Consider the following 23936-nt stretch of genomic DNA (forward strand, 5'->3'; position numbering starts at 1 on the left):
GACGGCCCGGGCCGTGGACACGGGGGCCGTTCACGGCCCTTGCAGGCCCCGCGGGGCCCTCACCCCTCCCGCTGGAACGCCCCCGGATGGACCTCGTCCCGTACCGCCGTGTACTGCTGCCGCACGGCCTGGCCGACCGGGAGTTCGTCGCCCGGTTCGAAGACCTGGCTCGCGGCGGCCGGCCACTGCGGCGGATCGACCCAGGCGGACCCGCCGCCCGGTGCGGCCGGCGCCCCGGCGGCCGGCGCGAGCGTGCCGTGCGCCACCCCCCACGCCCAGGCCGCCTGCCGTGCCGCGCCCAGCGCCGCGTACTCGGCCGGCTGCGGCACCACGACCTGCACCCCGAACAACGCCGGCGCGACGGTCTGCACCGCCGCCAGCTCCGCCGCCGCACCCAGCAGGAACACCCGGCGCACCGCCACGCCCCGCCCGCGCAGGACGTCCAGCGCGTCGGCGAGCCCGCAGAGCATGCCCTCGACGGCGGCCCGCGCCAGATGCTCCGGCTTCATCGACTCGCGCCGCATCCCGTGCAACGACCCGGCGGTGTGCGGCAGATGAGGCGTCCGCTCGCCCTCCAGATAGGGCAGCAGCACCATGCCGTACGCACCGGGCGACGACTTCAGCGCCAGGTCGGACAGGCCCTGGAGGTCCGTCCCCAGCATCTCCGCGGCGCCCCGCAGGACCCGTACCGCATTGCTGGTGTGCACCACCGGCAGATGCCGCCCGGTGGCGTCGGCGAACGAGGTGATCGTGCCGCTCGGGTCGACCAGCGCCTCGTGATGGATCCCGAACACCGACCCCGAGGCGCCCAGCGACATCACGGCGTCCCCCTCGCCGACGCCCAGCCCGAAGGCGGCCGCCATGGTCTCGCCCGTACCGGCCGAGATCAGCAGCCCCTCCGGGGTGAACCCGGCGGTCCCGGACGGGCCCAGCACCTCCGGCAGCCGCACCTGATGGCCCAGCGCCAGCTCGACGAGATCCGGCCGGTACGAGGCGGTCGCCACCGACCAGTACCCCGTGCCCGAGGCCGCGCCCCGGTCCGTGGTCCGCCGCGCCGGCCGCCCCAGCAGCTGCCACACCAGCCAGTCGTGCGGCTGCATGACCTCCGCCACCCGGGCCGCGTGCTCCGGCTCGGTACGCGCCAGCCAGCGCAGCTTGGTCACCGGGTGCGCGGCCTGCGGCACCGCCCCGATGGCCTGCGCCCAGGCGGTGCGGCCGCCCAGCGAGTCCAGCAGGTCCGCCGCGGCGCTCTGGGCCCGCTTGTCGTTGCCGACCAGCGCCGGCCGGACGAGGTTGCCCTCGGCGTCCAGCGGCAGCAGCCCGTGCTGCTGTGCCGTGACCCCGATGGCCTGTACGCCCTCCAGCAGCCCGTTGCCCGCGGCCTCCCCGAGTGACATCAGCCACGCTTGCGGGTCGGCCTCCGGCCCCTTCTCGACCGGGTGCGGGGCATACCCCTGCCTGATGACGGCGCCCGTGTCCGCGTCACAGACGACGATCCGTGTGCTCTCGGACGAACTGTCCAATCCGGCGACTATCCCCATGGCCCCAGATGATGCCCCATGGGACGCATAGGGAAAGAGTCAGGGTTTGCCCCCGGCGACCGCCGCCCGCAGTCCGCCCCGGATGCCGCCGGGCCCGCCCCTTCAGGTGTTACTGGTTCCCCACTCGTCCTCGTCGGCGGAACGCTGCTCCCGCAGGGAACGGACCCGGTCGCTCACGGACGCCGGAAGCCGGTCCTCGACCTTGGCCGAGACCTTGCCGAACGCCTTGGCCGCCGCGTCCCGCCCGGTCAGCGCCACCGACTCGGCGCTGTTACGGACGGCCGGATTCTGCGTGACCCGCTGGGTGGCCTTGCGGAGCTGCTCGTACCGTTCCCGGCCGGCCCGTGCGCCGAGCACGTACCCCGTGGCCAGTCCCGCGATGAAAGTGAGCCGGTAGCGCATCGCTCCACCTTTCCCTGTGTTCGGTCCCGTCCGATGCCGGTACGCACCGGATGCCGGGCTGTGCCGCGCGCCTACCCTCCGGGGCCGGAGATCACCCGAGGTGACCTGAGGCGATACCGATTGGCGGAGCACCCCCCTGCTTGCGCTAATGTATGTGTCGCAGCGAACGCCCGCCGTCCGGAGGCCCGGACAGCGACGCATTCGAGGCACACGGAGCAATCCCCTGTAGCTCAATTGGCAGAGCAGCCGGCTGTTAACCGGCAGGTTACTGGTTCGAGTCCAGTCGGGGGAGCTCAATCCCCTGTAGCTCAATTGGCAGAGCATTCGGCTGTTAACCGGAGGGTTTACTGGTTCGAGTCCAGTCGGGGGAGCGAGAAGGTGGAGAAAGGGTCCCGTAAGGGGCCCTTTTTCGTGTGCCATGGAACCAAACCCCAGTGATCGAAGTCCTTTTGGGCAGCCATGGTCGCGGAACGGCAGCCCTCACGGGCAGCAGATCGTATGAGCGGCTATGCTGCGGCAGACGGCGCGCACAAATGTGCGCGACGCGCCGTGGAGGGGGCGGTAGCTCAGCCGGTTAGAGCAGCGGACTCATAATCCGTCGGCCGTGGGTTCGAGTCCCACCCGCCCCACCGCAGCACCCAGGGCGAGGCCCTTTTCGCCTGGGAGAACGGGAGAACGGGTCCACCGCCACGGCGTGGTGGTCCCGTTCGCTCGCTCAGACCAAGATCCTTGAGGTCCTGCGGTGGCCTGAGGTGCCGTCCGGGTCACATGGGCCCGGTGCGTCTTCCTGAGCAGGTTCTCGATCTTCCCCACCGGCCGCGGAATCGAAGTGATCTGCCGCGAGCTGTGCCCCAGCCGCCTCCCGGACAACCTCGATGTCGTTCCCCTGGAGCAGAGAACGGCTCGCGTCCGGCCCCGCGCCGTGGCCGGAGCTGTGGGGAGGGCATGTTTGACCTCCCTGGGAGTCGTGCTTACGCTCGAAAGTGACATCTGCTTGAGGTTGCAACGATGTCCGCGCAGCAGGTTTCGAGTCCTGCTATGTCGCCTCCCTACGCTGCGTCAGGGTCTCGCGCGTTCCCGGCGCACAGCGGTGAGGCCAGGGGAACTCACATCGACATGCCGATCGATCGGCAACGCACCAATCCCGAGAGGGACGATCATGCGCGCGAAGATCAGGTCCCACCGCATAGTCGCGGCACTGTGCGCAGTGCCCTTCCTCGTGCTCGCCGGAGCCGGCGCCGCCAGCGCGGTTCCCGCCGCCGCACCGGCGGCCGCACCCACCCACGCCTCCGCCCACGGATGGAGCTGTGACGACAACTGGCGCTGGGGTGGGGACTGCTACGACCACTTCGGCTACGACCACTTCGGCTACGGCCACGGCATCAGCGTCATCATCATCGGCTGACCATCCGAGCCGCTGGACGCCCGAAGACCTCCTACCGCAGGGGGCCGGCCCGCACGCCGGCCCCCTGTCGTCGTGCCGGACGCCGGACGCCGGACGCCGGACGCCGGACGTTGGGCGACGCGTCCGGGCAGCGCCCGGCCGGGGGCCGCGGCGGGCGTCAGATGACCGGGGGGCGGCCGAGGCGGGTCATGCGCCAGACCGTGCGCCAGCGCATCGGGCGGCGCGGGCCGCAGGGGGTGCGCACGCCTTCGGTGAAGCCGGCGGCCCAGGCCCGCAGACCGGCCGCCGAGCGGCTGCGGACGGCCGTCAGCGCGGCCCATACGCCGAGGTAGACCGGCACCAGGAGGGCCGGGAGGTGCCGCTTGGCGAGCCAGACGCGGTTCCTGGCGACCATGCGGTGGTAGACGGCGTGCCGGGTCGGTGAGGTGTACGGGTGCTGCAGCACGAGCTCCGGTGCGTAGCGGATGTGCCAGCCGTCGTCCAGGGCCCGCCAGGCGAGGTCGGTCTCCTCGTGCGCGTAGAAGAAGTCGTCCGGCCAGCCGCCGATGCGGTCCAGCATGCGCACGGAGAGGGAGTGCCCGCCGCCGAGGAACGTGGTGACCAGGCCGCCGCGCGCGGGGTCGCCGACCCGTAGGCGGGGAACGTGCCGGCGCTGCGTACGGCCCCGCTCGTCGGCGATGCGGAAGCTGACGATGCCCAACTGCGGGTCGGCGGTGTGCAGTTCGGCGAGCCGGCGGAAGACGTCCGGGCTGATCAGCAGGCCGTCGTCGTCGAGGTCGACCACCAGGTCGACGTCCCCGAGCTTGCGCAGTTCGTCCAGGGCCACGTTTCTGCCGCCGGCCACGCCGAGGTTCTCGCTCAGCTCGATCCCCACGGCGCCGTGCGGCAGGGGCGGCAGCGGCGATCCGTTCCCGACCACCACGATGTGGGCCGGTGCGAGGTCCTGTTTGGCGACCGAATCGAGCAGTGCCTGGAGTTCGGCGGGGCGGTTTCCCATGGTGAGGATGGCGACGCCTACGCGCAGGTGGGGCACGGGAGGAGACTCCGTTCTCGGCGGCCCCCGGAGGTTCGGAATGTGGGCTTCCGTTCCGGTGCTCCCGGGGTGGTTCCGACGGGTCGGTCCGGGGTTCCGGTGGGGCGGTCCGGGGCGGTTCTGGTGGGGCGTTCCGGGCGAATCGTTCCGGATGCTAGCCGTCGCGCGGGGCGGTTGCGGGCCACGGCACCGGTACGGCGACATTTCGTCCGGGGGAGTGCGGGCGCACGATGGAAGGGGTGGGGAAATCCGGGAACAACAGGGGGCGGAGGGAGGCAGTCCTCATGATGGAGGTCAAGCCGATCGACAAGCCCGATGAGCGGCGGGACTTTCCCCGGGGCCACCTGGAGGCCCTGCATCTGACCGGCCTGGACTTCGCCGTGGGCACGTTCGAGCCGGGCTGGCGCTGGTCGGAGTCGGTGGCGCCGATCGCCGGGACGGACAGCTGCGAGGTCCACCACAACGGCTTCGTGGTGCAGGGACGGCTGCGGGTGCGGATGAACGACGGCGCGGAGACCGAGATCGGGCCCGGCGACGTCTTCGTCTGCCCGGCCGGTCACGACGCCTGGGTGGTCGGCGACGAACAGGTCGTGGTGTACGACTTCGCGGGCGGTATGGCGAAGGACTACGCGAAGGAGGGTGGGTGAAGCGGCGGCTGCTGAACTGCCGGACTTCTGAACCGGCGGGCTGCTGAACTGCCGGGCTGCTGAAACTGCCGGGCCTCTGAACTGGCGGGCTGGTGAACGGCTGAAGGGGTGGTCGTCGGTGGTTCGCTGGGCGTGATTGCCTCGCCTGGTTCCGCCTCCTCTCGGGATGCGGCATTCTGTTTCCACCTAACGGAATGCTGTGGGGAGGCTGGGGCAGGCGTATGGCCATGAGCGGGAGCAGGAGCGGCGACGGCGGGCGTGCGGCGGGGGACTCCGGGATGACGCGGGAGGAATTGCGCGGGGCGCTCGATGCGTCCATGGGGCGGCTGACCGGCACCGTCGCCGGGTTGACCGACGAACAGGTCGGTGGGGCGACGCTGATCCCGCCGTGGACCCGGGGGCATGTGCTCACCCATCTCGCGCGGGCCACCGACAGTCTTTGCCGGCTGCTGGAGGGCGCACGTACGGGAGCGGCGATTCCGCAGTACCCGAGCATGGCGGCCCGCGCGGCGGAGATCGAGGCCGGGGCCGACCGCCCGGTTGCCGCGCTGGCGGAAGACCTGGCGGGGAGCGCGGAACGGTTCGCGGCGGCCCTCCGGGCGCTGCCCGAAGCGGCCTGGGAGACGCGGGTGCGGATGCGTACGGGGGAGACGCGGACGCCGGCCGGCCTGATGGAGACCCGGCTGCGCGAACTGGAGATCCACCATGCGGATCTGGACGCCGGCTACACCTTCGCGGACATCCCGGCGGCCACGGCGCGCTGGACCCTGGACGACATCGTCGCGGCCCTCGCCCGCCGGGCGGCGGATGCGGACCCGGGCCCGGGCGGGGCCCAGGGCGGCGACGGTGCGGGGCGGCCGTCGGCGTTGCGGATCGAGGCGACGGATACGGAGTTCGCCCGCGCCGTCGGAAGCGGTGACGGTGGTCCGGTCGTGCTGGGCCGATCGGCTGATCTGCTGGCCTGGCTGACGGGACGCAGTCCGGCCGGGGCGGGGCTGGCCACCTCCGGGGGAGAGGGCGTGCCGTCGCCGCCGTATTGGATATGAGGCCGTCGGGTACGCGGAAGGACGGGCGCCGACGTGTGCCTTCCCACGTGGATCGGGATGTCTAGGAATGCTGTCGGTGGGCAGGGGAGCGGGGCGGTCCGGCGTACGGATGCGCCGGGGCGTACCGAACGCGTCGCGGCGTACCACCGAACGCGCCGCGGTGTACGGAACGTCGCGGTGTACGGAATACGTGGCGGGGCGAACCCGTTTCCGCAGCCGGAGACCGTGCGAACAGCAGCACATCCTCGACAGAAGCAGGGACATACATGAGCACCGTTGAGCTCACCAAGGAAAACTTCGACGAGATCGTCTCCGGGAGCGATTTCGTGCTGATCGACTTCTGGGCCGAGTGGTGCGGCCCCTGCAAGCAGTTCGGCCCGGTCTTCGAGCGCTCCTCGGAGAAGCACGACGACCTGGTCTTCGCCAAGGTCGACACGGAGGCGCAGCCCGAGCTCGCGCAGGCCTTCCAGATCCAGTCCATCCCGACGGTGATGATCGTCCGGGACAACATCGCGGTGTTCGCCCAGCCGGGTGCGCTGCCCGAGGCGGCCCTGGAGGACGTGATCGGCCAGGCCCGTGCGCTGGACATGGACGAGGTCCGGGCGTCGGTCGCGGAGGCCCGGACGAGCGAGCAGGCACAGGGCGGGGCGGGCCAGTAGGCTCAGGGCTCGTGAGCGAGCTACTTCTGGTCCGGCACGGCGAAACCGAGTGGAGCCGGGACGGCCGGCACACCAGTTGGACCGATCTGCCGCTGACCGCCGTCGGCGAGGAGCAGGCCCGCGCACTGCGGCCGCTGCTGTCGGGCCGGAAGATCGCGCAGGTCCACGCCAGCCCGATGGTGCGGGCACTGCGCACCGCCGAGCTGGCGGGCCTCCCCCAGCCGCAGATCGACCCCGACCTGCGGGAATGGGACTACGGCGGCTACGAGGGCGTCGCCACCGCCGACATCCACCGCAGCCGGCCCGGCTGGTACCTCTTCTCCGACGGGGTCGTCCCCGGCCCCGACGGGCACCCCGGTGAGTCGCCCGAGCAGGTCGGGGCGCGTGCCGACCGGGTGCTGGCCCGGCTCGACCCGGAGCTGCGGGCCGGCCGGGGCGATGTGGTGCTGGTCGCGCACGCGCACTTCCTGCGGGTGCTGGCCGCCCGCCGGCTCGGACTGCCGGCCGCCGCGGGCGGGCTGTTCACGTTCGAGACGGGTGCGGTCGGCGTCCTGGGCGCGGAGCACGACCGCCCGGCCGTGGTGGCGTGGAACACCCGCAATCCGTAACACCGCCCGCTCACCGCTGATCCGGACGACGCCTCCTACGGCGCCATCGGGTCCAGGTGCAGCGGCTGCACCTTTCCCTCGATCATCGCGCCCAGCCCCATCACCGCGCAGGTGTCGGGCCGGTCCGCGGTGTGTACCGGCATCGAGGTGGCCTGATGGATCATCGGCTCCAGGCCGGGGATCAGCGCGCTGCCGCCGGCGAGCACGATGCCGCGCTCGCCGAGGTCGGCGACCAGGTCGGGCGGGCAGCGGCGCAGTACGGCACCGATCCCGTCGAGGATCGCGGTCAGCGGGGTGGTGATGGCGTCCCGCACCCGCTCGGTGTCGACGTGCACCGAGCGCGCCATGCCGCTGACCACGTCCCGGCCGTGCACCTCGGTGGAGCCCGGGGTGAGCCCGTCGCCACCGGTGAGGATCAGATGCAGCGGGCGTACGGACTGGCCCGCCAGCATCAGTTCATGGTGCAGCCGCAGGTGCTGGACCACCGCGTGGTCGATGGCGTTGCCGCCCACGGGTACGGTCTCCGCGGCCACGATCGAGCCGAGCGAGAGCACCGCGACCTGCGTCGTCCCCGCCCCGCACACCACGATCATGGTCGCCTCCGGCTGCTCCACCGGCAGCCCCGAGCCGACCGCCGCGGCCACCAGGGTGTCGACCAGTTCCACCCGGCGCGCGCCCAGCCCGGTGAGCGTCTCCACCGCGGCCCGCTGCGCCAGCGGCTCACTCCCGTACGGCAGGCAGACCGCGGCCCGCATCGTGGGCCGGCGGCGCCAGGACTTGCGCAACTTGTCGCCGACCAGGGTGCGCAGCAGCCGCTGGGCCATGTCGATGTCGACGACGGTGCCGCCGGAGACCGGGCGCACCACGCGGATGTGGTCCGGGGTGCGGCCGTCCATCACCTCCGCCTGTGCGCCGACGGCCAGCAGCGCACCGGTGCGGGTGTTGATGGCGGCGACGGTCGGTTCATCGACCACCAGCCCCTGGTTCTTCACATACACCCTGGTCCGGGCCGCACCGAGGTCGACGGCGGCCGAGCAGCGCCGCAGTTGGGCGAGGCTGATGGTCATGGGTGGTTCCTCCCCGGTGGGCCGGTATGAACGACAGGGCTCGTACGGCCCGTTCACCGGACCGCCGATACGGCCCGATCACACGGACCGCTCGTGCGCCATCCTCCGAGCGCCCGCACAACTCCGCCCGCCGAGAGCGTCCGGTCGGGGGACGGGCGGGGGCGGAACGGGGCGAACGGGTGACCGCGGAGGGGTGCGCGGGCCGCTCAGTCGACCCGCCGCTGATACAGCCCCCAGGTGAATTCCGCGACGAGATCCTGGGGCGCACCGTCGGGCCCGGGGGCCTTGCAGGCCAGGCGCCAGCGGGTCGGGGCGCTGCCCTCCATCGGGCGGGCCGGAGGGAACGCCCGGGCGACCTCGTCGACCGTGCACGACCACGGAGCCAGGTCCGCGGTGGTGCGCAACTCGGGGGCGGCGGCGCCGGGCGCGCGGACCAGCCAGGCGTTCCAGACGGTGCCCCGGGCGGCGGTGAGCACCTCGAACCGCAGATCGGGCCAGAGCGGGACCGGCCAGAGCAGCGCCTCGCAGGTCAGATCGCCGATGCGGCGGGGGGTGACGGACTCGGGCGCGCCCAGCAGCGCCCGGTACGGCTGGACGCCGCCCGCCCGCGGGGCGTGCATCCGCGCCTGCCAGCGACGGTTGGCCTCCCGCAGCTGCGCCCGCGAGACCCCCAGCTCCCGCAGTGCGTCCTCGACCAGGCCGGGGTGGTGGTCGGCCATCCGGCGCAGCAGCACGAGCTGGAACGCGAGCGGTCCGGGCAGGTCGGAGGGGGTGCCGGAGCCGGCGGACGGGTCGTTGTCAGTGGTGGGGTTCATGATGGACATGGTCGTGGACGACGGGGGCCGCGGGAGGTCCGGGGCGCTCGCCGTCCGGAAGGAACAACACCGAATTGACATAGCGGCGGTGCGGGGCGAGGGAGCGCCTCAGCAGGCCGTGTTCGGCGACGTGGGAGGTGCGGGACTGATGGGCGGACAGATCGAAGTCGGCCAGCGGCAGCCAGCGGTCGTGCGGCAGGACCCAGCCGCGATAGCCACGCGCCGCCGTCCAGTCCAGCACGGGCCCGAGCGGCTGGATGCGGGACTCCAACTCCACGAAGAGCGACGGGAGTTCGCGCTCCACAGTGCGCGCTGCGCCGCGCAGCACCGCCAGTTCGGCACCGTCCACGTCGATCTTGATGAGCGTGACGGACGCCAGACCGAGCGCGTCCAGCGGCAGGCAGGGCACGTCGAGGGCGGCCGTGTGCAGGTCGCGGCGGACGAGCGAGGAGACGCCGCGGTCGCCGCGGCCGTCCGGGGGCAGCCAGAGGGTGGCGCGGCCGGTGTGGTCGGTGGCCGCCGCGGAGTGCACCTCGACATGAGGTGGCGTCACGGCATCCAGCAGACGGGCGAGGTGGGGCACGGGCTCGAAGGTGACGACCCGGTCCGCGCGCCGGGCCAGCCGCCGGGTCCAGGGGCCGTACCACCCGCCGACGTCGACGGCCGTGCCGCCCGGCGGGCAGAAATCGCCGAGGCGCCGCAGCTCCGGCTCGAAGCGCGGATAGAGCCCGGCGGCCAGCGCCGACACCAGCCGGGCCGGCAGCCGGGGTCCCAGCCGGGCGGCCAGCGTCACGGCCGCCGCTCCTGGTCCGTGAGGCGGCGCAGCAGACGGGCGTGTTCGGCGTCGGTGACCTGTTCGCCGGAGGAGGGCAGGAGCTGGGGGATGCCGTCGAGGACCGGATAGCGGCGGCGCAGCCGGGGGTTGTAGAGGACGTCCTCGGGGGTGAGGAGGGAGAGCGGCCCCTTGTCGAGCGGGCAGACGAGGATCTTGAGCAGCGGGTCATCGGGCTTCATGGCTCAACTCCTGGGAATTCGGGGGAGCTTGGTGCGGAGCTCCGGGGTCGAGGTTGGACGCTCGGCGGACGAGCCGTTGGTGCGGCGACTTCGGGGCCAGAGGTCTCGGGGGCTCGCGGACCGGGAGGTGTGTCATGGCGGGGGAGGGCGAGCAGGACGGTCACCGCTACGGCGGTGCCGCCCAGCCGGAGCGCCAGCCGTAGCGGATCGGCGGGCAGCGGCTCGCCGAAGGCGACGGTGCCACAGACGACGGTGAAGACACAGGTGACGGTGGTGCAGACGGGGACGATCACCGAGGCACGGCAGCGCTGCAGCGCGGTCTGGGACAGCACCAGACCGGCGGCGCCGGTGAAGAGCAGGAGGTAGGGGTACGGCGAACGGAACAGCTGCCCGGCGGCGGCCGGGACGTCATGCGTGGTGAGCAGGCCGGAGACGCCCTTGATGGCCAGTGAGCTGACGCCGTAGAGCAGGCCGACGGCCACCCCGTAGGGGACACCGGCGGTCGGCAGGCGGTGGCGGCGCCGGGCCCGCCGTTCCGCCGAGCGGTAGAGCAGCAGCCCGGCGGCCAGCGAGGGTACGGCGATGACCAGCAGCGTCGCGGGTGGAGCGGTGCGGGCGACGGCCCGGGCATCCTCGCCGCGGAGAGAAGCGACGACCAGGACGAGCGCGACGAGGATCGCCACGATGCTCTGCCGCTCCCGGCCACTGGTCCGCTCGCCCAGCACGACCGAGGAGAGGAGCAGCAACAACACCAGGCCCGAGACGAAGATGCCCTGCGCGGCGGCGAGCGGCAGGGTGCGGTAGACGGCCAGTTGGGCGGCGAACCCGGCGGCCAGCGCGAGCGAACCGCCCAGCCACAGCGGACTGGACAGGAGGTGACCGACGACCCGGGCGGGCTGCCGGGTGCTCAGTGCGGGCAGCGTCGCCAGCGCCCGTTTCTCCAGCACGAAACCGGTGCTGTACAGGACGTTGGCGAGCAGCGCGGACGCCACGCCCCACCACGGCATCGCGCTACTCCCTTCTCCGGCGGGCATGGGCGAGCAGGATGGAGGCCAGCGACGGGAGGTGGCACGCGGCCCGGTCGAGGGGGCGCAGCGGGCGCGGTACGTCGTGATAGGGCGCACCGGCGATCCGTACGACCTCGAAGCCGGACGCGGTCAGGAAGCCGCGTAGCGCGCGGGCGGTGTAGAGACGCAGATGGCCGACGACCTGGGTGCCGGGCCGGCCGTGGATCCGGCGCATGCTCACCTCGGAGAAGACGGGCTGGACCCCGGCGAGCAGGAGCCCGCGGTTGTACCAGGCGGCGAGATTGGGGGTGGACAGCATCAGATGGCCGCCCGGGCGCAGCACCCGGTGCAGCTCGTCCAGTGCGGCATCGGGGTCGACGAGGTGCTCGACGACCTCGCTGAAGAGGACGGCGTCGGCACAGCCGGTCGCGAACGGCAGCCCGCCGCCGGTGAGTTCGCCGCGTACGACATACGGAATACGGGCCTGGGCGCGGCGCAGCGCGTCCTGTGACCAGTCGACGCCGATGAGGCGATGGCCGGCCAGGACCTCCGCCGCGGTGGCGGCCGCGGTGCCGTCGCCGCAGCCGATGTCCAGCACGGTGGCGCCCGGCGCCCCAGCCTGTACGGGGCCCAGGGCGTGCGCCAGGAGCCGCGCCTGCCGCCGGCTGCGCCCGGCCCCGGACGCCACCGGCACGGCGGGATCTTCGTAGAAGTCCCGCAGGGCACGGACCGGGCTCATGGGGCTCACCGGGCGCCGCCCTCGGAGGGCGGCGGGGCTGGCGGTGGCGCGGCGGGTGGCGGAGGTGGCGGCGGGGCTGATGGCGGCGTGGCGGGTGGGGACGAGCTGGCCGTGGGTGTGGGTGGTGTGGGCGGTGGTGGTGGCGGGGTGGGTGGGCTTGGGGGAGGGGGAGGGGGCCCAAGGACCGCCGTGACCCCCGGCCAGGCGGTGGCGGCGAGGGCGGTGCGGAAGAGGGTGGCGAGGCGGGCGCCGGCGGCCTCGTCGAGCAGGGTGTGGGACCAGCGGAGCGCGAGTTGGATGCGGCCGCCGACCGAGACGGTGGTGACGGTGAGTCCGCGCGGCATCCGGGCCGGTGCGGAGAACCACACCGCGGTCGGCCGGCCGGCGTCGCCGAAGTCCAACGGGTAGGGGAGCCGCCCGATGTTGGAGAGCAGGGTGGTGGTGGTCCAGGGCGCGGCGGTGCGGCGCAGGGCACGGGTGACCGCACCGCGTACGCCCACGGGCAGCACCGGTGCGGTCAGTACGGTCCCGGCGAGGCCGAGCGGCGGACCGGGCGGCGCCGCCTTGAGGGCGCGGGTGCGTTCGGCCGTCCGCCGCAGCAGTCGGGCCACCGCGTCCGGGGCGGGTGAGCCGGAGGTGAGCAGTGCCGCCTCCCGGCGTTCCTCGGGGCCGAAGCGGACCGGGACCAGCCGGGTGCCGTTGCCGATGGGCATCTCGGCGCCGCGCGGCCGGTCGTCCATGGGCATGGTGACGACGACGGGTGCCGGGCGGGCGCCGTGCAGCCGGTTCCAGCGCGCCACCATCAGGCAGGTGGCGACGAGGAGTTGGTCGTTGACGGTGTACGGCGCCCGGCCGCCGGTCCGTGGCGGACGGGCCGGTACCGGCAGCTCGGTCAGCAGCATGCCGTTGCCCTTGCCGGGACCGGAGCCCTTGTCCCCGCCGCGGTCCTGGTGATCGGCGGCGACCCGGGCGGGCCGGCCGAAGCGGGCCCGGGCGCCGCGCAGCTGACCGCCGTCCGGGCCGCCGGCCTGGCCGCCCGTGGGGACTGTGTCCTCCCCGCCCGCCGAGCCACCCACGGCACCCGTCCCCGTCCTCCCCGCCCCCGCACCCCCATAGAGCTCCGCCGTGGTGGCCAGGACGCGGAGGCAGGCCGGGCCGTCCAGCGCGGTGTGGTTGAGGGTGAGCAGCAGTACGGTGCCGCCGCCCGGCACCGGGGGGCCGAGGATCTCCAGGCGTACGGGCGGTGAGCAGTCCAGTGGCGGGCAGTCGGTCAAAGCCCGTTCCCTCGCCCGTAGCAGGGCATCGGGACCGGGCGGCGGGACGACCACCGGGTCCCGGTCCGGCCCGGTGGTGAGGTGCCAGGCGTAGGAGCGGTGCCACCAGCGCGTCGGCGCCTGCCGCATCAGGATGCGCGGATGCCGGGTGAGCGCCTGGTGGAACGCGGTGCGCAGCCGGGCGGCGTCCACCCGTCCGGGCAGATGCACCTCGATGTGCACGGTCTCCGGTTCGTCGTCGTCCAGGCAGTGCCGGGCGATCTCGTCGACGGCGGGGAACGGGACCCGAGTGAGGGTGTGTTGACGGTCGACGGCGGCATCGGTCCCGCTGGCGTCGCTGGGACCACTGGGTCCACTGGGGCCGCCGGAACCCCCGTGCGGTGCCGGAGCCCCGGCCCCGGCCGTCGGATGCAGTGCGGTCATCGGGCAGAACCCTCCCCATCGTCTGACGCCTCGCTGTACGACCGGGCCGGCAACGCCCCGGATCCCGCCGGCCGGGCCGGCAACGCCCCGGACCCCGCCGACCGGGCCGGTGGCACCGTCACCACCGCCGCCGTCAGTGCCAGCAGCGCCAGTGCCTGTGCGGCGCCGCTGAACGCGCCCCGGCCGGCGGCGACCGGCTCGCCCGCGCCCACCGCCGCGATGACTCCGGCGCCCGCCATCGCCACCAGTGCGAGCGGCCCGAGCAGGGCGGGCCGGAAGCGGGCCGCCAGCGCGAGGAGCGGTACGACCACGGCGTACGGCCCGGCCGCCAGCGTCAGCACCCCGGTCAGTGCCACCACCCCGAGCACCCACGAGGGTGCGGGCGGAGCAGGTTCGGCAGGCGGCGCGGCCTGCGGCGTACTACGGCGTACCAGCGCGCAGACGGCCAGCAGGCCGACGGCCGCCGCGCCGCCGATCAGCCCCGCGTCGTACAGGCCGGCGGGTGCGTAGGACAGCTCGACCGTGCCGCCCGCGCCCGCCGGTACGAGGAAGGCCTGTTGCCAGCCGTCCACCCGTAGCGGGGTGAGCCGGTGGCCGTTGAGGGTGGCCTGCCAGCCGTCGTTGGCGTTCTCGTACATCTGCAGATAGACGGCCTGGCCGGGGCCGATGCGGACGGTGCGCCGGTCCCCCGACCAGTCCTGCGCGGTGGCCGGGCGGTCCGCTGCGGCCGCCCGGATACCGGCCGCCCCGCTCCTCTCCGCCGTGGCACCCGTCGGCCCCTTCCCCGACGTCGCGCCCGGCGTTCCCTTCCCCAGCGTCACATCCGTCAGCGCCAGTGGTCCCTGGTCCCCCGCCTCGACCCGGTGGCGGCCCGCGGCCAGTTCCAGTCGTCCGTCGCGTGCCTCACCGGCGCACAACTGCACCTGGACGGGGCGCCGTTCGGTCAGGTCGCGGAGGTGTCCCGAGGCTTTGGTCGCGTGCAGTACGCCGTCGACGGCGAGCATCGGGCCCTGGCCGCAGCCGAGCGAGAAGCGGGCGTCGGCCGGTGGGCGCGGGGTGCGGTACGTGTCCAGGGCCGGGAGGTAGACCTCGCTGAGGCCGACCGGGAGTTGCAGGGGCTGTCCGGCGACCGGGTTGTGGAGCGTGAGTTCCTTCACCTTGCTGATGGTGAGGTCGAGGCGGTCGGTGGTGATCGGGTCGAAGCGGGCCTGGCCGTTCTCGTCGACGCCCGCGGTGGCCGCCCCGTCGGGGGAGTTGATCAGGATCTGTTCCGGCCGGGTGGAGATCCCGCCGGCCGCGGCCAGCACGATCTGGTCGATCTTCTTCTTGCCCGGCCAGCGCAGATGCAGGGTCGGTTTGTCGCCGGCGATCCAGGCGGTGGTCAGGTCGCCGTCGACGAGGTTGCGGGGGCTGAGCGACCGGCCGAAGCCGAAACTGGTGGAGTCGGCGGTGGCGGTGATCCGGTCCTTCTGCTCCGGGGCGAGGCGGTCCAGCAGCCGGTCGAGTTCCGGGCCGGGCACGGGTAGCGCGGTGCCGGAGACGGCGTAGGGCGCGGGTGAGCCGGTGCGGAACTGGCGGTGCAGGCCCACATCGGCGGAGACCGGCGACAGTCCGCCCGGGTCGCTGCCGCGGTGCAGTGAGACGGTCTCGGCGGGGGCGTCGGATCCCTGGGCGTCGGTGGGGAGTTGGAGCAGCCGGGTCACCTGTACGCCCGGTATGCCGATCTCGGCGAAGCCGGCACCGGACAGCCCGGCGCGCGGTGTCTGTGAGCCGAGGATCGTCACCGTCAGCCATTTCGCCGGGCCGGCGGGGGCCTTGACCTGCTGTTTCGTTCCGTCGGGGCGGAGCGGGGCGTCCGTGCTGCCGCGGTCGGTCGCGATCCGTACGGAGGTGGGGGCGGCGCGCAGGCCGTCCCCGGGGAGCGGGGTGAGGGACAGGGTGGCCGGGAGGGTGGTCCGCCGGGTGAAGGTGATCTTGATCCATTGGCCGACCGGGTCGCCGGCGCTGCCCTCCGCCCAGGCGGTGTCGGGGTTGCCGTCGAAGGCGTTGACCGGGTCGTACTGCGGCAGGTGGAACAGCCAGTTGCCGCTGCTGGACGCGGTGACCGAGGCGGCGCCGCGGAGCACGGCGGTGGTCTGGTGGCCGATGCCCGAGGTCGGCAGGATCTGCCGGGGCGGCCGGCCGGGGTCCTGCACGCTGTCGGGGTGGTTGGTCTCCGAGGCCGTGTACGTGTAGGAGGTGTTGCTGTTGACGAGTCCGAAGCGGGTGTCGGCGCGGCGCAGTCCGTCGGCGGTCAGCTGCAGCGGGGGAGTGCCGAGCCCGGGGTGGTTGTCGCCGGTGAGCACGGTGGGCCGGCGGCGCAGCGCGGGGTCGGCGGACAGCTGGAGGAGGGCCTCCGGGCCGCCGCTGAGCTGGGCGGTGGCCGCGACGGGCCGGACGGTGACCGGTCCGGGGGCGGGGGTGTCGGTCGGCCGGTAGATCTCGACGGCGCGTTGGCGCGGATAGAGGCCCTGGATCTGCAGCGGGGTCTCGGCGGGGATCCGGCCGCCGGTGGTGAGCGGGCCGAAGGCGGCCGCCTTGCGGTAGCCGGACGCCTCCAGGGTGCTTTTGACGGTCTGCGGTGGGACGTAGCCGATCTGGTCCGGGTCGAGGTCGTTGCGGACGACGACGTCGTGCAGTCCGGCCCGGTGCAGGTAGTCGCGCAGGCCGGGGACCTCGGCGCCGGTCAGCAGGGCCTGTTCGACGGCGTCCAGGGCGCGCCGGGCGCCGGGGGTGCCGAAGGGGACGAAGTCCCGTTGCGCCCACGGAGATCGGGCCAGCACGTCGAGGGGTTCGTCGATGGGGGAGCCCCAGGTGTAGATGCCGTGCGCGGTGGCGGGGACCACCAGGGCGCGGCTCTGCGGGGAGTGCGCTTTCAGCCACTGGGCGGTCTGCGTCCAGTAGGCGGGCAGCTTCGTGAAGGCGCCTGGTTGGAGGACGGTGCCGGTGAGGAACGGCAGGGCGAGCGCGGGCAGGACGAGGAGCGCGGTCAACAGGGGCAGGCGGTGGCGGGTGGAGGCACGGCGGGTGGTGGCGTGCCGTCCGCCGGCGGCCGCGAGCAGATGCGCGAGGCCAAGGGTGAGCGCGAGCGCCAGGCCGGGGGTGAACTTGTAGATGTTGCGGAACGGGCGCAGCCAGCCGTTCAGCCAGTCCTGCCACAGCCCGTGCAGCGGCCCGCCGAGCGCGCCGCCGTATCCGGCCAGCGTGATCAGCGCGACGGACAGCACGGTCAGCAGCAGCCAGCGCCGCTCGGGCAGATCGCGGCGGGCCAGGCCGGCCAGACCGAGCGCCGCGGCCAGCGCCGAGCCGAGCACCGCGTACGGCCGGGCGGTCAGCGTCCAGCCGGCCGGCAACCACGGTTCGCCGAAGTTGAGATAGCCGACCCAGTTGCCGGCGCCGCGCAGCATTTCGGTGGCGGACATGGTGCCGGTGGTGGTGCCGGCCTGCTCGATGAACGGCATGAAGTTCTCGCCGTGCAGGCCCAGCAGGAGCAGCGGCACCACCCACCAGGCGGTGGCCAGTACGACCCCGGGCAGCCACCAGGCGAGCAGCCGGGTCCGGCGCGGCCCGGTGCGGGAGAGCAGGTACAGCCCGGCGGGCAGCAGACAGGCCAGCGTCGAGGCCGCGTTCACGCCGCCCATGAACGGGATCAGCAGCGCCGAACGGGCGGCCGCGATGCGCGCGCTCACCTGTGTGTTCGTCAGCGGCAGCAGCACCCACGGGAGCATCGCACCGGGCAGCGCGGCGGCGGAGGTGGAGCCGATGACGAGGGTGAAGGTGGGCCACAGCGCGTAGCAGGCGGCGGACAGCAGGCGGGAGGCCGGGGAGCCGCACCGCAGCCGTTCGGCCAGCCGGAGCGCGCCCCAGAACGCGGCCGTGACGATCAGGGACATCCACAGCCGCTCGGCCAGCCACACCGGTAGGTGGGCGAGGTGGGTCAGCCCGTAATACGGGAGGGCCGGGAAGGCGTAGCCGATGTACTGGTCGGCGAGGCCGCCGAGGCCGGCCCGGTCGTGCCACAACTGCCCGAGGTCGCCGAGGAACCGCCAGGGGTCGGTGGTGACCCCCAGCTTCGTCTCGAACGTCATCCGGCCCGGCGCGGGCGCGAGGAAGCCGACCAGGGTGAGCACCCAGAAGGCGAGCAGCCAGCGCCGGGACCGCGGCCGCCCGGGCGACGCGGCCGGGACGGGCGCGGTCCGGCCGCCGGCGTCGGGCGACCCCGGGGACGGGGAGGGCCTGAGGGTCTGGGTCATGGCAACCGCCGCAGGATGAGGAGGAGGTTCCAGGTGGCGACCTCCCGGATGCCCGGGAGGCGGGGGATGGCCTCGGCGAGGAACGGTGCGTAGCGGGAGCGTGCGCTGACCAACGCGACGTCGTCCCGGGCCCGCACCTGGCGCAGGGTGCGGCCGACGTGCACCGCGAACAGGTTGACGCCCAGGGTGTGTTTGGCCGCCCTGCCGGTGCGCCGCCGGTAGCGGCTGCGGGCCCGCTCGGCGCCCAGGTAGTGCCAGGGCGCGGTCTCGTGGCCGCCCCAGGGAGAGAACCAGTTGGTGAAGGCGACGTAGACGAGCCCACCGGGGCGGGTGACCCGGATCAGTTCGCTGAGGAAGGTCTGCGGGTCGGCGACGTGTTCCAGGACGTTGGACGAGAAGCAGACGTCGGCGGCGCCGTCGGCGAGCGGCAGCAGATAGCCGTCGGCGATCACCGCGCCCTCGGGCCGCCGCCCGCGGGCGGTCAGTTCGGCCGGATCGGGCTCGAAGAGGTAGCAGTGGGCGCCGCGCCGCCGGAACTCCTCGGTGAAGTGGCCGCAGCCGCCGCCGACGTCGGCGACCACCGCGCCGTTCAGCGGAAGATGGCGTTCGACCTGGTCGGCGGCGTCCCGCGCGAGCAGCCGGTAGCAGTGCTCGGGATCGTCCTGCTCCCGCAGGAAGGCCCGGAACAGGGCCCAGGACCGGCGCAGTGAGGGATCGCGCACGTCGGGCCTCACCGCCCGGGGGACGCGGTGCGAAATGCCTCCGCGGCGACCGCGCGGAAGCTGCGGACGGTATGGCTCCACCGGAAGCGGGCGGCGCGCTCCTGCGCGGCGAGTCCTAGGGCGGTACGGCGCCGCGCGCCCAGTCCGAGGGCGCACCAGTGCGCGGCGAAGGCGCTCTCCCCGCGGGCGAGCAGACCGGTGACGCCGTCCTCGACGGAATCCCGCAGTCCGGGGATGTCGAAGCCGAGCGCCGGGGTGCGCCGGGCGGCCGCCTCCATGACCACCAGGCCCCACCCCTCGACCAGTGACGGGTGCAGCAACAGCCAGGCGGAGCAGAGCAGTTCGTGTTTGCACCGTTCGGAGATCCGGCCGGTGAAGGTGACGCCGGGCCCGGCCAGTGCGGTCAGCCGGGCGCGTTCCGGCCCGTCGCCGACGATCACCAGCCGGCCGCCGGTCACCGGCCGGACCCGCTCCCACAGCCGCAGCAGCAGATCGATCCGCTTGTACTCGACGAGCCGGCCCATGGCCAGGAACAGCGGCTCGGGCGCCTTCGGGACCAGCGGCCCCGGTTCCTCCAAGCCGTTGTGCACCAGCCGGATGCGGCCCGGGTCCACGCCCAGATCGTGCAGCGCGGCCGCGGTCGAGCCGGAGACCGCGACCATCAGGTTGCGGCGGTGCGCCCCGGCCAGTGCCCAGTGCTCCAGTTGGCGGCCCAGCCGGGCGGCCGGCCCCGGGTAGCGCATCCGCCACAGGTCGGTGTGGACGTGGTTGACCAGGCACAGCGTCGGCCCGCGGTGCCACAGCGGGGCGAGGTAGGGCATGCCGTTGCAGACCTCGACCAGCAGGTCGCAGCCGCCGACCCGGCGGTCCAGGTGGCGCGGCGCGCGCAGGAAGTGGCCGGCGTCGCCGCCCGCGGACACCACCCGGTACGTGCGGTCGGACGCCGGCCCGCCGCACACCAGGGTGACCTGGTGACCGTGCGCGGTCAGGCCCTCGGCGATCCGGTCCACCAGCAGCTCGGAGCCGCCGGCAGCCGGATTGCCCAGGTCGCGGCGGGCGAGGAAGGTGATCCGGCGGGGGAGCGGGGGCGGGCCGCCGGCGGGGGGACCGGCGGCCGCGGCCGGGGCGAGCGGCGGGGCGGGGCGGACCGGGGAAGCGGGCCGTACGTGTGGGGGCATCGGCGGATCCAACTCGTCTCAGGGTGCGGTACCGGGGGTGGGGGACGTACTGCGTGCTGAGTCGTGCGGCCGTGCTGCGCCATGGGGTGGACAGTTTTGGGCCGGGCCCCGGGGCGCGGCTACTCACCGGGGTGACAAAATCCGCCTCGTATTGAACTGACGGTTCATCACTTCACGCAGCGGCCCGGCGCCCGTCCCGGCCTGTCACCTGCCCTCCGTGCGCCGCCGTCCGCGCGCCACCCAGCGCGCCCCGCCGACCGTCAGCAGCCCGCCCGCCACCGCGGCGCCCACCGGCAGCCTCTCGCCCACCAGCGCCAGCTTGCCGCTGTCCGCCTCCGCCAGCTGCAGCTGTGCCCGCCGCGTCGCCGGCGTGAACCGCAGCCGCTCGCCGCGCAGCAGGGTCACCGCGTCGTGCCGTCCGCCGGGTGCCCGCAGCGTCTTGACCGGTGAGATCACCGCATCCACGATCCGGCCGGTGCGTTGCTCGGCGACCAGCTCGACACCGGAGTTGGCGTACCACTCCTCGGCCTGGATCTGGCCCTGCCGCGGCCGGCCGACCAGCCGCCCGGGGACCTGCCGGCTGCCGGTCCTGGTGGCCGGCACGGTCCCGGCGAAGCGGTAGAGCACCAGCCCCCGGGCCCGCCGCTCACCGGCGAAGCGGAGCGGGACCGCGGCGCCCAGCGTGTTGTCCCACCAGCGGTATCCGGTCCGCCGCAGATCGAAGGGGAACTTCAGGTAGGCATCGCCGTCGAAGCGGGTCGGGGCCTCGCCGCAGCAGTGCACCGGGGCGTTGCTGCGGCGGTCGGTGACCCAGCGCTCGGTGGTCCACTGGAACGCCCGGCGCGGATCCTTCAGGGCCAGCGTCTTCGGGGTGTCGACCGTGGTGGAGACGTCCCACACCGCGCGTCCACTCTTCTCGCTCGCCGCGACGTCGCCCAGTACGTGCCGGGTGAGGGTGATCCGCTGCCGGTCCCTGGTGCGCAGCGCGTCGGTGTCGAAGTAGCTGCCGGTGCCGGTGAAGACGGTGGTGACGTCGACGTCGACCGGGGTGACCTTCGCCCGCGGCGTGACGTACCAGGTCAGCAGGGGCGCGAGGACGAGCAGGAAGACGCCGAGGCCGAGCAGCGCCAGGGACATCGGGGCGGCGGTGCGGGCGCCGGTGTCCGTGGTGGCGGGGACCGGGGACGGGGCGGAAACGGTGGTGGGGGAAGGCATACGGGCACTCCTGGAAGCGGTGGGGGATCACGCTCTGGTGCACGTGCGGAAGGGGCGGGCGGCCGTCCCGGGGCACGGCGTCGGACGGGCCGGGCGCCCATAGGCCGGGAACGTAAGGGAACTCTTGACAGACCGTCAATGCCCTTCCACACTCGGCAGTCACCACGACCGAGTGGTGCCGCGCTGTGGGACGCGGCACGAGCCGGACCCCGCATCGCACCCCGGGGGCCGCGCCGTGTGCCGTACCGACCCGACGGAGACCGGTGAGGTCTCCGGTCCCGACGAAGGGCTCGCCGCGCCATGCACCGGATGCTCGCCGCCGCACTGACCGCGCTGACCGCCGCCGCCCTTGCCGTCGGCGCCGCGCTCGGTATCGTCGCGGCGCTCGACACCACCCCCGAACAGCCCAATGTGCCGCTGGTGACCTTCGACCGGACCGGCGAGTAGGCGGGCGGTATGCGCAACGCGGCCGGCCGCGGCGTACGAAGGAGGTCCTCGGCATGGTGACCGCCGTCCGCTCGGCCTGGCGGGACGTCCCGCCCTACCAGGTACGGCAGTTCGCCACCCTGGCGCTGGCGGAGGTGCCCACCCTGGCCCAGGACATCCTGCGCGAGATCCGCCACGAGTACCCTCAACTGCCGCTGGTTCTCGATGAGTTCGGCGAACCGCGGGCACTGGTCGGCATCCGCCAGTCGCTGGAGCACTTCGTCACGCACCTGACCACGGGACCGGACCGGCCGCACGTCCATCCACGGGTCTTCCAGGAGTTCGGCCGCGGCGAGGGCGTCCAGGGCCGCAGCCTCGACGCGCTGCAGGCCATCTACCGGCTCGGCGTACGGCTGGCCTGGCGGCGGCTCGCCGAGATCGGCCAGCAGGTCGCCATCCCCGCCCCGGCGATGTACGAGCTCGCCGAGTCCGGCTTCGAGTACCTCGACGGGCTGGTCGCCGAATCCGTCCGCGGCTACGCCGAGGCCGCCGCCCGCCAGGCCGGGGAGCGGCTGCGGCAGCAACGCCGCCTGATGGAGCAGCTGTTCGGCCTCGCGGCCACCCGTACGCGACGCGGCGGCAGCGGACCCGGAACGACCGGTCCCGGGCCGGCCGGCATCGGCGGGGTCCCGGCGGCGCTCGCCGAACGCGCCGCCCGGCTCGGCTGGCCGCTGCCCGAACGCGTCGCGGTCGCCGTCCTGCTGCGCCCGGACCGGGCGGCCGTGGCCCCCGCCGTCGCCCCGGACGTCCTGCTGGACATGGAGTGCGAACGGCCGCGGATGGTGGTGCCGGAACCGGACGCCCCGGGCCGGCGCGAACTGCTGGGCCGGGCCGCGGCCGGCTGGTCGGGCGCGCTCGGCCCGGTCGTCCCGCTGGCGGCCGCGGCGAAATCGCTGCGCTGGGCCGGGGCCGCGGCCGACCTGATCGAGGGCGGACTGCTGCCGGCCGGCGAACTGCTGCAGTGCACCGAACACACCGAGGCACTGGTCCTGCTGCCGCCCGAGGAACTGATCGACGACCTCACCCGCCGCCGCCTCGCCCCCCTCGACGGCTGTGGCCCGACCCACGGCCGACGGCTCGCCGAGACCCTGCTCGCCTGGCTGGAGACCCGGGGCGGCGCCCCGGAGATCGCCGCCCGGCTCGGCGTCCACCCCCAGACCGTGCGCTACCGGCTGCGCCAGATACGGGAGTTATGGGGCCCGGAGGTGGACGATCCGGACCGCCGCTTCGAACTGGAACTGGTGTTACGGGCGAGACGGCTCCGCGGGGAACTCAACTGAGTCCCCGGCCGGGTCGGGCCGCCTCTCCGCCGCCCTCGACCAGTACCGCCATGCCGTCCAGGAGACGCGCCAGACCGAACTCGAACAGCGTCTCGTGGTTGAAGGAGTCCTCCGGGGAGCCGGACACCGCCGCGTACATGGGGTACGCACCGGACTGCAAAATGCCCTCGAACTGCGGCTCCAGTGAGGCCATCCACTGGTCCTGGTCCATCCCGGTCTCCTGCTCGGCCTCCAGGTCGTCCTCGAAACCGGCGGCGGTGGACATCACGAAACCCAGCAGCGTCACGGCCATGTGGAGCAGCGTCACCGGGGGCATCCCCTCGACCCGCCCCACGGTCCACTCGATCAGTGCCATCGCCCGCGGCATCGGCTGCGGCCGGGTGATCGACAGGTACTTCGCCAGCCACGGGTGCCGGCGGTAGAGCGCCCACTGCAGCCGCGCCCCGGCCTCCATCCGCTCGCGCCAGCCGTCCGGCGCCGGATCGGGCAGTTCCACCTCCGTGAACACGGCGTCCGCCATCAGCAGCTCCAGCTCGTCCTTGCCGGCCACATGGCGGTAGAGCGCCATCGACGACACCCCGAACTCGGCGGCGACCCGGCGCATCGACAGCGCCCGCAGCCCCTCGGTGTCGGCGACCTTGATCCCGGCCCGGACGATCCGCTCCCGGCTCAGCCCGCCGTCCGCGTCCCGCGGCCGCCGCTCCCGCGGGGCCGGACCGGGCGCCGTCCGCTGCTGCGGCTGCGGCTCGGCCACGACCGTCCCCACACCCGGCACCGCCCGCACCACCCCCTCCTGACGCAGCGTCGTCAGCACCTTCGTGGCGGTGGCCATCGCCACCCCCCATTCCTGGGTGATCCGCCGGGTCGACGGCACCCGGTCGCCCGGCGCCAGCTCACCGGTGTCGATGCGGCGCCGGATCTCCGCGACGATCCGGCGGTAGGGCGGTGCGCTGGGCTGCGCCACGGGGCGGCCTCCTCCGTATTGGTGCCGTATCGGCCTGGTGCCGTATCAGTGCCCTCTCCGCGCCGTACTAGTGCACCAGGGCCTGTCCACTGGCGCCGACCCTAGCAGCGCCCTGCACC

The 23936-nt window shown here is 73.8% G+C and carries 22 protein-coding genes and 3 tRNA genes; 10 read left to right on the forward strand and 15 right to left on the reverse strand.

The window, feature by feature from the left end:
• Positions 1 to 59 precede the first annotated feature (59 nt).
• Both ACGF4C_RS19405 and ACGF4C_RS19410 read right to left on the reverse strand, forming a co-directional pair.
• Complete coding sequence (locus tag ACGF4C_RS19405) at positions 60 to 1541, reverse strand: FGGY family carbohydrate kinase (RefSeq protein WP_393567706.1); 1482 nt, start codon at positions 1539 to 1541, stop codon at positions 60 to 62.
• A 102-nt stretch (positions 1542 to 1643) separates the two neighbouring features.
• Positions 1644 to 1943: a YtxH domain-containing protein gene (locus ACGF4C_RS19410; protein ID WP_393567708.1), complete on the reverse strand. Its 300-nt coding sequence runs from the start codon at positions 1941 to 1943 to the stop codon at positions 1644 to 1646.
• Between the two features lie 219 nt (positions 1944 to 2162).
• Between ACGF4C_RS19410 and ACGF4C_RS19415 the strand changes: the two genes are divergently transcribed.
• The 4 genes from ACGF4C_RS19415 to ACGF4C_RS19430 all read left to right on the forward strand — a co-directional run bounded on the left by ACGF4C_RS19415 (position 2163) and on the right by ACGF4C_RS19430 (position 3348).
• Positions 2163 to 2235, forward strand: a tRNA-Asn gene (locus ACGF4C_RS19415).
• Positions 2236 to 2240: 5 nt separating this feature from the next.
• Positions 2241 to 2314 (forward strand) — tRNA-Asn (locus tag ACGF4C_RS19420).
• 184 nt (positions 2315 to 2498) lie between these two features.
• Positions 2499 to 2572, forward strand: a tRNA-Ile gene (locus ACGF4C_RS19425).
• A gap of 530 nt (positions 2573 to 3102) precedes the next feature.
• Positions 3103 to 3348, forward strand: a complete 246-nt coding sequence (locus ACGF4C_RS19430) for a hypothetical protein (protein ID WP_388961388.1) — start codon at positions 3103 to 3105, stop codon at positions 3346 to 3348.
• 157 nt (positions 3349 to 3505) lie between these two features.
• Here ACGF4C_RS19430 and ACGF4C_RS19435 read toward each other — a convergent pair whose 3' ends face one another.
• Entirely contained in the window at positions 3506 to 4381 is an 876-nt protein-coding gene (locus ACGF4C_RS19435; RefSeq protein WP_393567710.1) for a glycosyltransferase family 2 protein, read from the reverse strand.
• A 284-nt stretch (positions 4382 to 4665) separates the two neighbouring features.
• Here ACGF4C_RS19435 and ACGF4C_RS19440 point away from each other — a divergent pair, with 284 nt between their 5' ends.
• The 4 genes from ACGF4C_RS19440 (at position 4666) to ACGF4C_RS19455 (ending at position 7341) form a co-directional block, all read left to right on the forward strand.
• Positions 4666 to 5028 carry a cupin domain-containing protein gene (locus ACGF4C_RS19440; protein WP_393567712.1) on the forward strand — a complete coding sequence of 121 codons (363 nt, stop codon included), beginning with the start codon at positions 4666 to 4668 and terminating at the stop codon, positions 5026 to 5028.
• 227 nt (positions 5029 to 5255) lie between these two features.
• Positions 5256 to 6074, forward strand: coding sequence for a maleylpyruvate isomerase family mycothiol-dependent enzyme (locus ACGF4C_RS19445; RefSeq protein ID WP_393567714.1), 819 nt, complete (start codon positions 5256 to 5258; stop codon positions 6072 to 6074).
• A 266-nt stretch (positions 6075 to 6340) separates the two neighbouring features.
• Positions 6341 to 6733, forward strand: coding sequence for a thioredoxin (gene trxA / locus ACGF4C_RS19450; protein WP_393567715.1), 393 nt, complete (start codon positions 6341 to 6343; stop codon positions 6731 to 6733).
• Between the two features lie 11 nt (positions 6734 to 6744).
• The gene (locus ACGF4C_RS19455) at positions 6745 to 7341 is read left to right on the forward strand and encodes a histidine phosphatase family protein (protein ID WP_362136692.1); all 597 of its coding nucleotides are present in this window, start codon (positions 6745 to 6747) and stop codon (positions 7339 to 7341) included.
• Between the two features lie 35 nt (positions 7342 to 7376).
• On the opposite strand, the gene ACGF4C_RS19460 is transcribed toward ACGF4C_RS19455, so the two are convergent.
• The 11 genes from ACGF4C_RS19460 to ACGF4C_RS19510 all read right to left on the reverse strand — a co-directional run bounded on the left by ACGF4C_RS19460 (position 7377) and on the right by ACGF4C_RS19510 (position 21009).
• On the reverse strand, positions 7377 to 8408 hold the full coding sequence (locus tag ACGF4C_RS19460; protein WP_393567717.1) for a rod shape-determining protein: 1032 nt from the start codon (positions 8406 to 8408) through the stop codon (positions 7377 to 7379).
• Positions 8409 to 8614: 206 nt separating this feature from the next.
• Positions 8615 to 9223 (reverse strand): hypothetical protein, encoded by a 609-nt coding sequence (locus tag ACGF4C_RS19465; protein ID WP_393567719.1) that lies wholly within the window; start codon positions 9221 to 9223, stop codon positions 8615 to 8617.
• The gene (locus ACGF4C_RS19470) at positions 9207 to 10016 is read right to left on the reverse strand and encodes an FkbM family methyltransferase (protein ID WP_393567720.1); all 810 of its coding nucleotides are present in this window, start codon (positions 10014 to 10016) and stop codon (positions 9207 to 9209) included. The genes ACGF4C_RS19465 and ACGF4C_RS19470 overlap by 17 nt, the downstream gene beginning before the upstream one ends.
• Entirely contained in the window at positions 10013 to 10237 is a 225-nt protein-coding gene (locus tag ACGF4C_RS19475) for a Trm112 family protein (RefSeq protein ID WP_393567722.1), read from the reverse strand. The genes ACGF4C_RS19470 and ACGF4C_RS19475 overlap by 4 nt, the downstream gene beginning before the upstream one ends.
• On the reverse strand, positions 10234 to 11244 hold the full coding sequence (locus ACGF4C_RS19480) for a DMT family transporter (protein WP_393567723.1): 1011 nt from the start codon (positions 11242 to 11244) through the stop codon (positions 10234 to 10236). The genes ACGF4C_RS19475 and ACGF4C_RS19480 overlap by 4 nt, the downstream gene beginning before the upstream one ends.
• A 4-nt stretch (positions 11245 to 11248) precedes the next feature.
• Entirely contained in the window at positions 11249 to 11983 is a 735-nt protein-coding gene (locus tag ACGF4C_RS19485; protein ID WP_393567724.1) for a class I SAM-dependent methyltransferase, read from the reverse strand.
• Positions 11984 to 11988: 5 nt separating this feature from the next.
• The gene (locus ACGF4C_RS19490; RefSeq protein WP_393567726.1) at positions 11989 to 13680 is read right to left on the reverse strand and encodes a condensation protein; all 1692 of its coding nucleotides are present in this window, start codon (positions 13678 to 13680) and stop codon (positions 11989 to 11991) included.
• Positions 13677 to 17972, reverse strand: coding sequence for an alpha-(1->3)-arabinofuranosyltransferase family protein (locus ACGF4C_RS19495; protein WP_393567727.1), 4296 nt, complete (start codon positions 17970 to 17972; stop codon positions 13677 to 13679). Before ACGF4C_RS19495 ends, ACGF4C_RS19490 begins: the two co-directional genes overlap by 4 nt.
• Positions 17969 to 18694 (reverse strand): class I SAM-dependent methyltransferase, encoded by a 726-nt coding sequence (locus ACGF4C_RS19500; RefSeq protein WP_393567729.1) that lies wholly within the window; start codon positions 18692 to 18694, stop codon positions 17969 to 17971. Before ACGF4C_RS19500 ends, ACGF4C_RS19495 begins: the two co-directional genes overlap by 4 nt.
• 8 nt (positions 18695 to 18702) lie before the next feature.
• On the reverse strand, positions 18703 to 19872 hold the full coding sequence (locus tag ACGF4C_RS19505) for a glycosyltransferase family 4 protein (protein WP_393567731.1): 1170 nt from the start codon (positions 19870 to 19872) through the stop codon (positions 18703 to 18705).
• A 204-nt stretch (positions 19873 to 20076) separates the two neighbouring features.
• Positions 20077 to 21009, reverse strand: coding sequence for a DUF3068 domain-containing protein (locus tag ACGF4C_RS19510; RefSeq protein WP_393567765.1), 933 nt, complete (start codon positions 21007 to 21009; stop codon positions 20077 to 20079).
• A 378-nt stretch (positions 21010 to 21387) separates the two neighbouring features.
• Here ACGF4C_RS19510 and ACGF4C_RS19515 point away from each other — a divergent pair, with 378 nt between their 5' ends.
• The gene (locus ACGF4C_RS19515) at positions 21388 to 21534 is read left to right on the forward strand and encodes a hypothetical protein (RefSeq protein WP_393567732.1); all 147 of its coding nucleotides are present in this window, start codon (positions 21388 to 21390) and stop codon (positions 21532 to 21534) included.
• A gap of 53 nt (positions 21535 to 21587) precedes the next feature.
• Positions 21588 to 22853: a helix-turn-helix domain-containing protein gene (locus ACGF4C_RS19520; protein WP_393567734.1), complete on the forward strand. Its 1266-nt coding sequence runs from the start codon at positions 21588 to 21590 to the stop codon at positions 22851 to 22853.
• Here ACGF4C_RS19520 and ACGF4C_RS19525 read toward each other — a convergent pair.
• Positions 22846 to 23817, reverse strand: a complete 972-nt coding sequence (locus ACGF4C_RS19525; protein ID WP_393567735.1) for a TetR/AcrR family transcriptional regulator C-terminal domain-containing protein — start codon at positions 23815 to 23817, stop codon at positions 22846 to 22848. The genes ACGF4C_RS19520 and ACGF4C_RS19525 overlap by 8 nt on opposite strands.
• Positions 23818 to 23936 lie beyond the last annotated feature (119 nt).

The organism is Streptomyces sp. NPDC048197 (genome assembly GCF_043202395.1).
Taxonomy (GTDB): Bacteria; Actinomycetota; Actinomycetes; order Streptomycetales; family Streptomycetaceae; genus Streptomyces; species Streptomyces siderophoricus.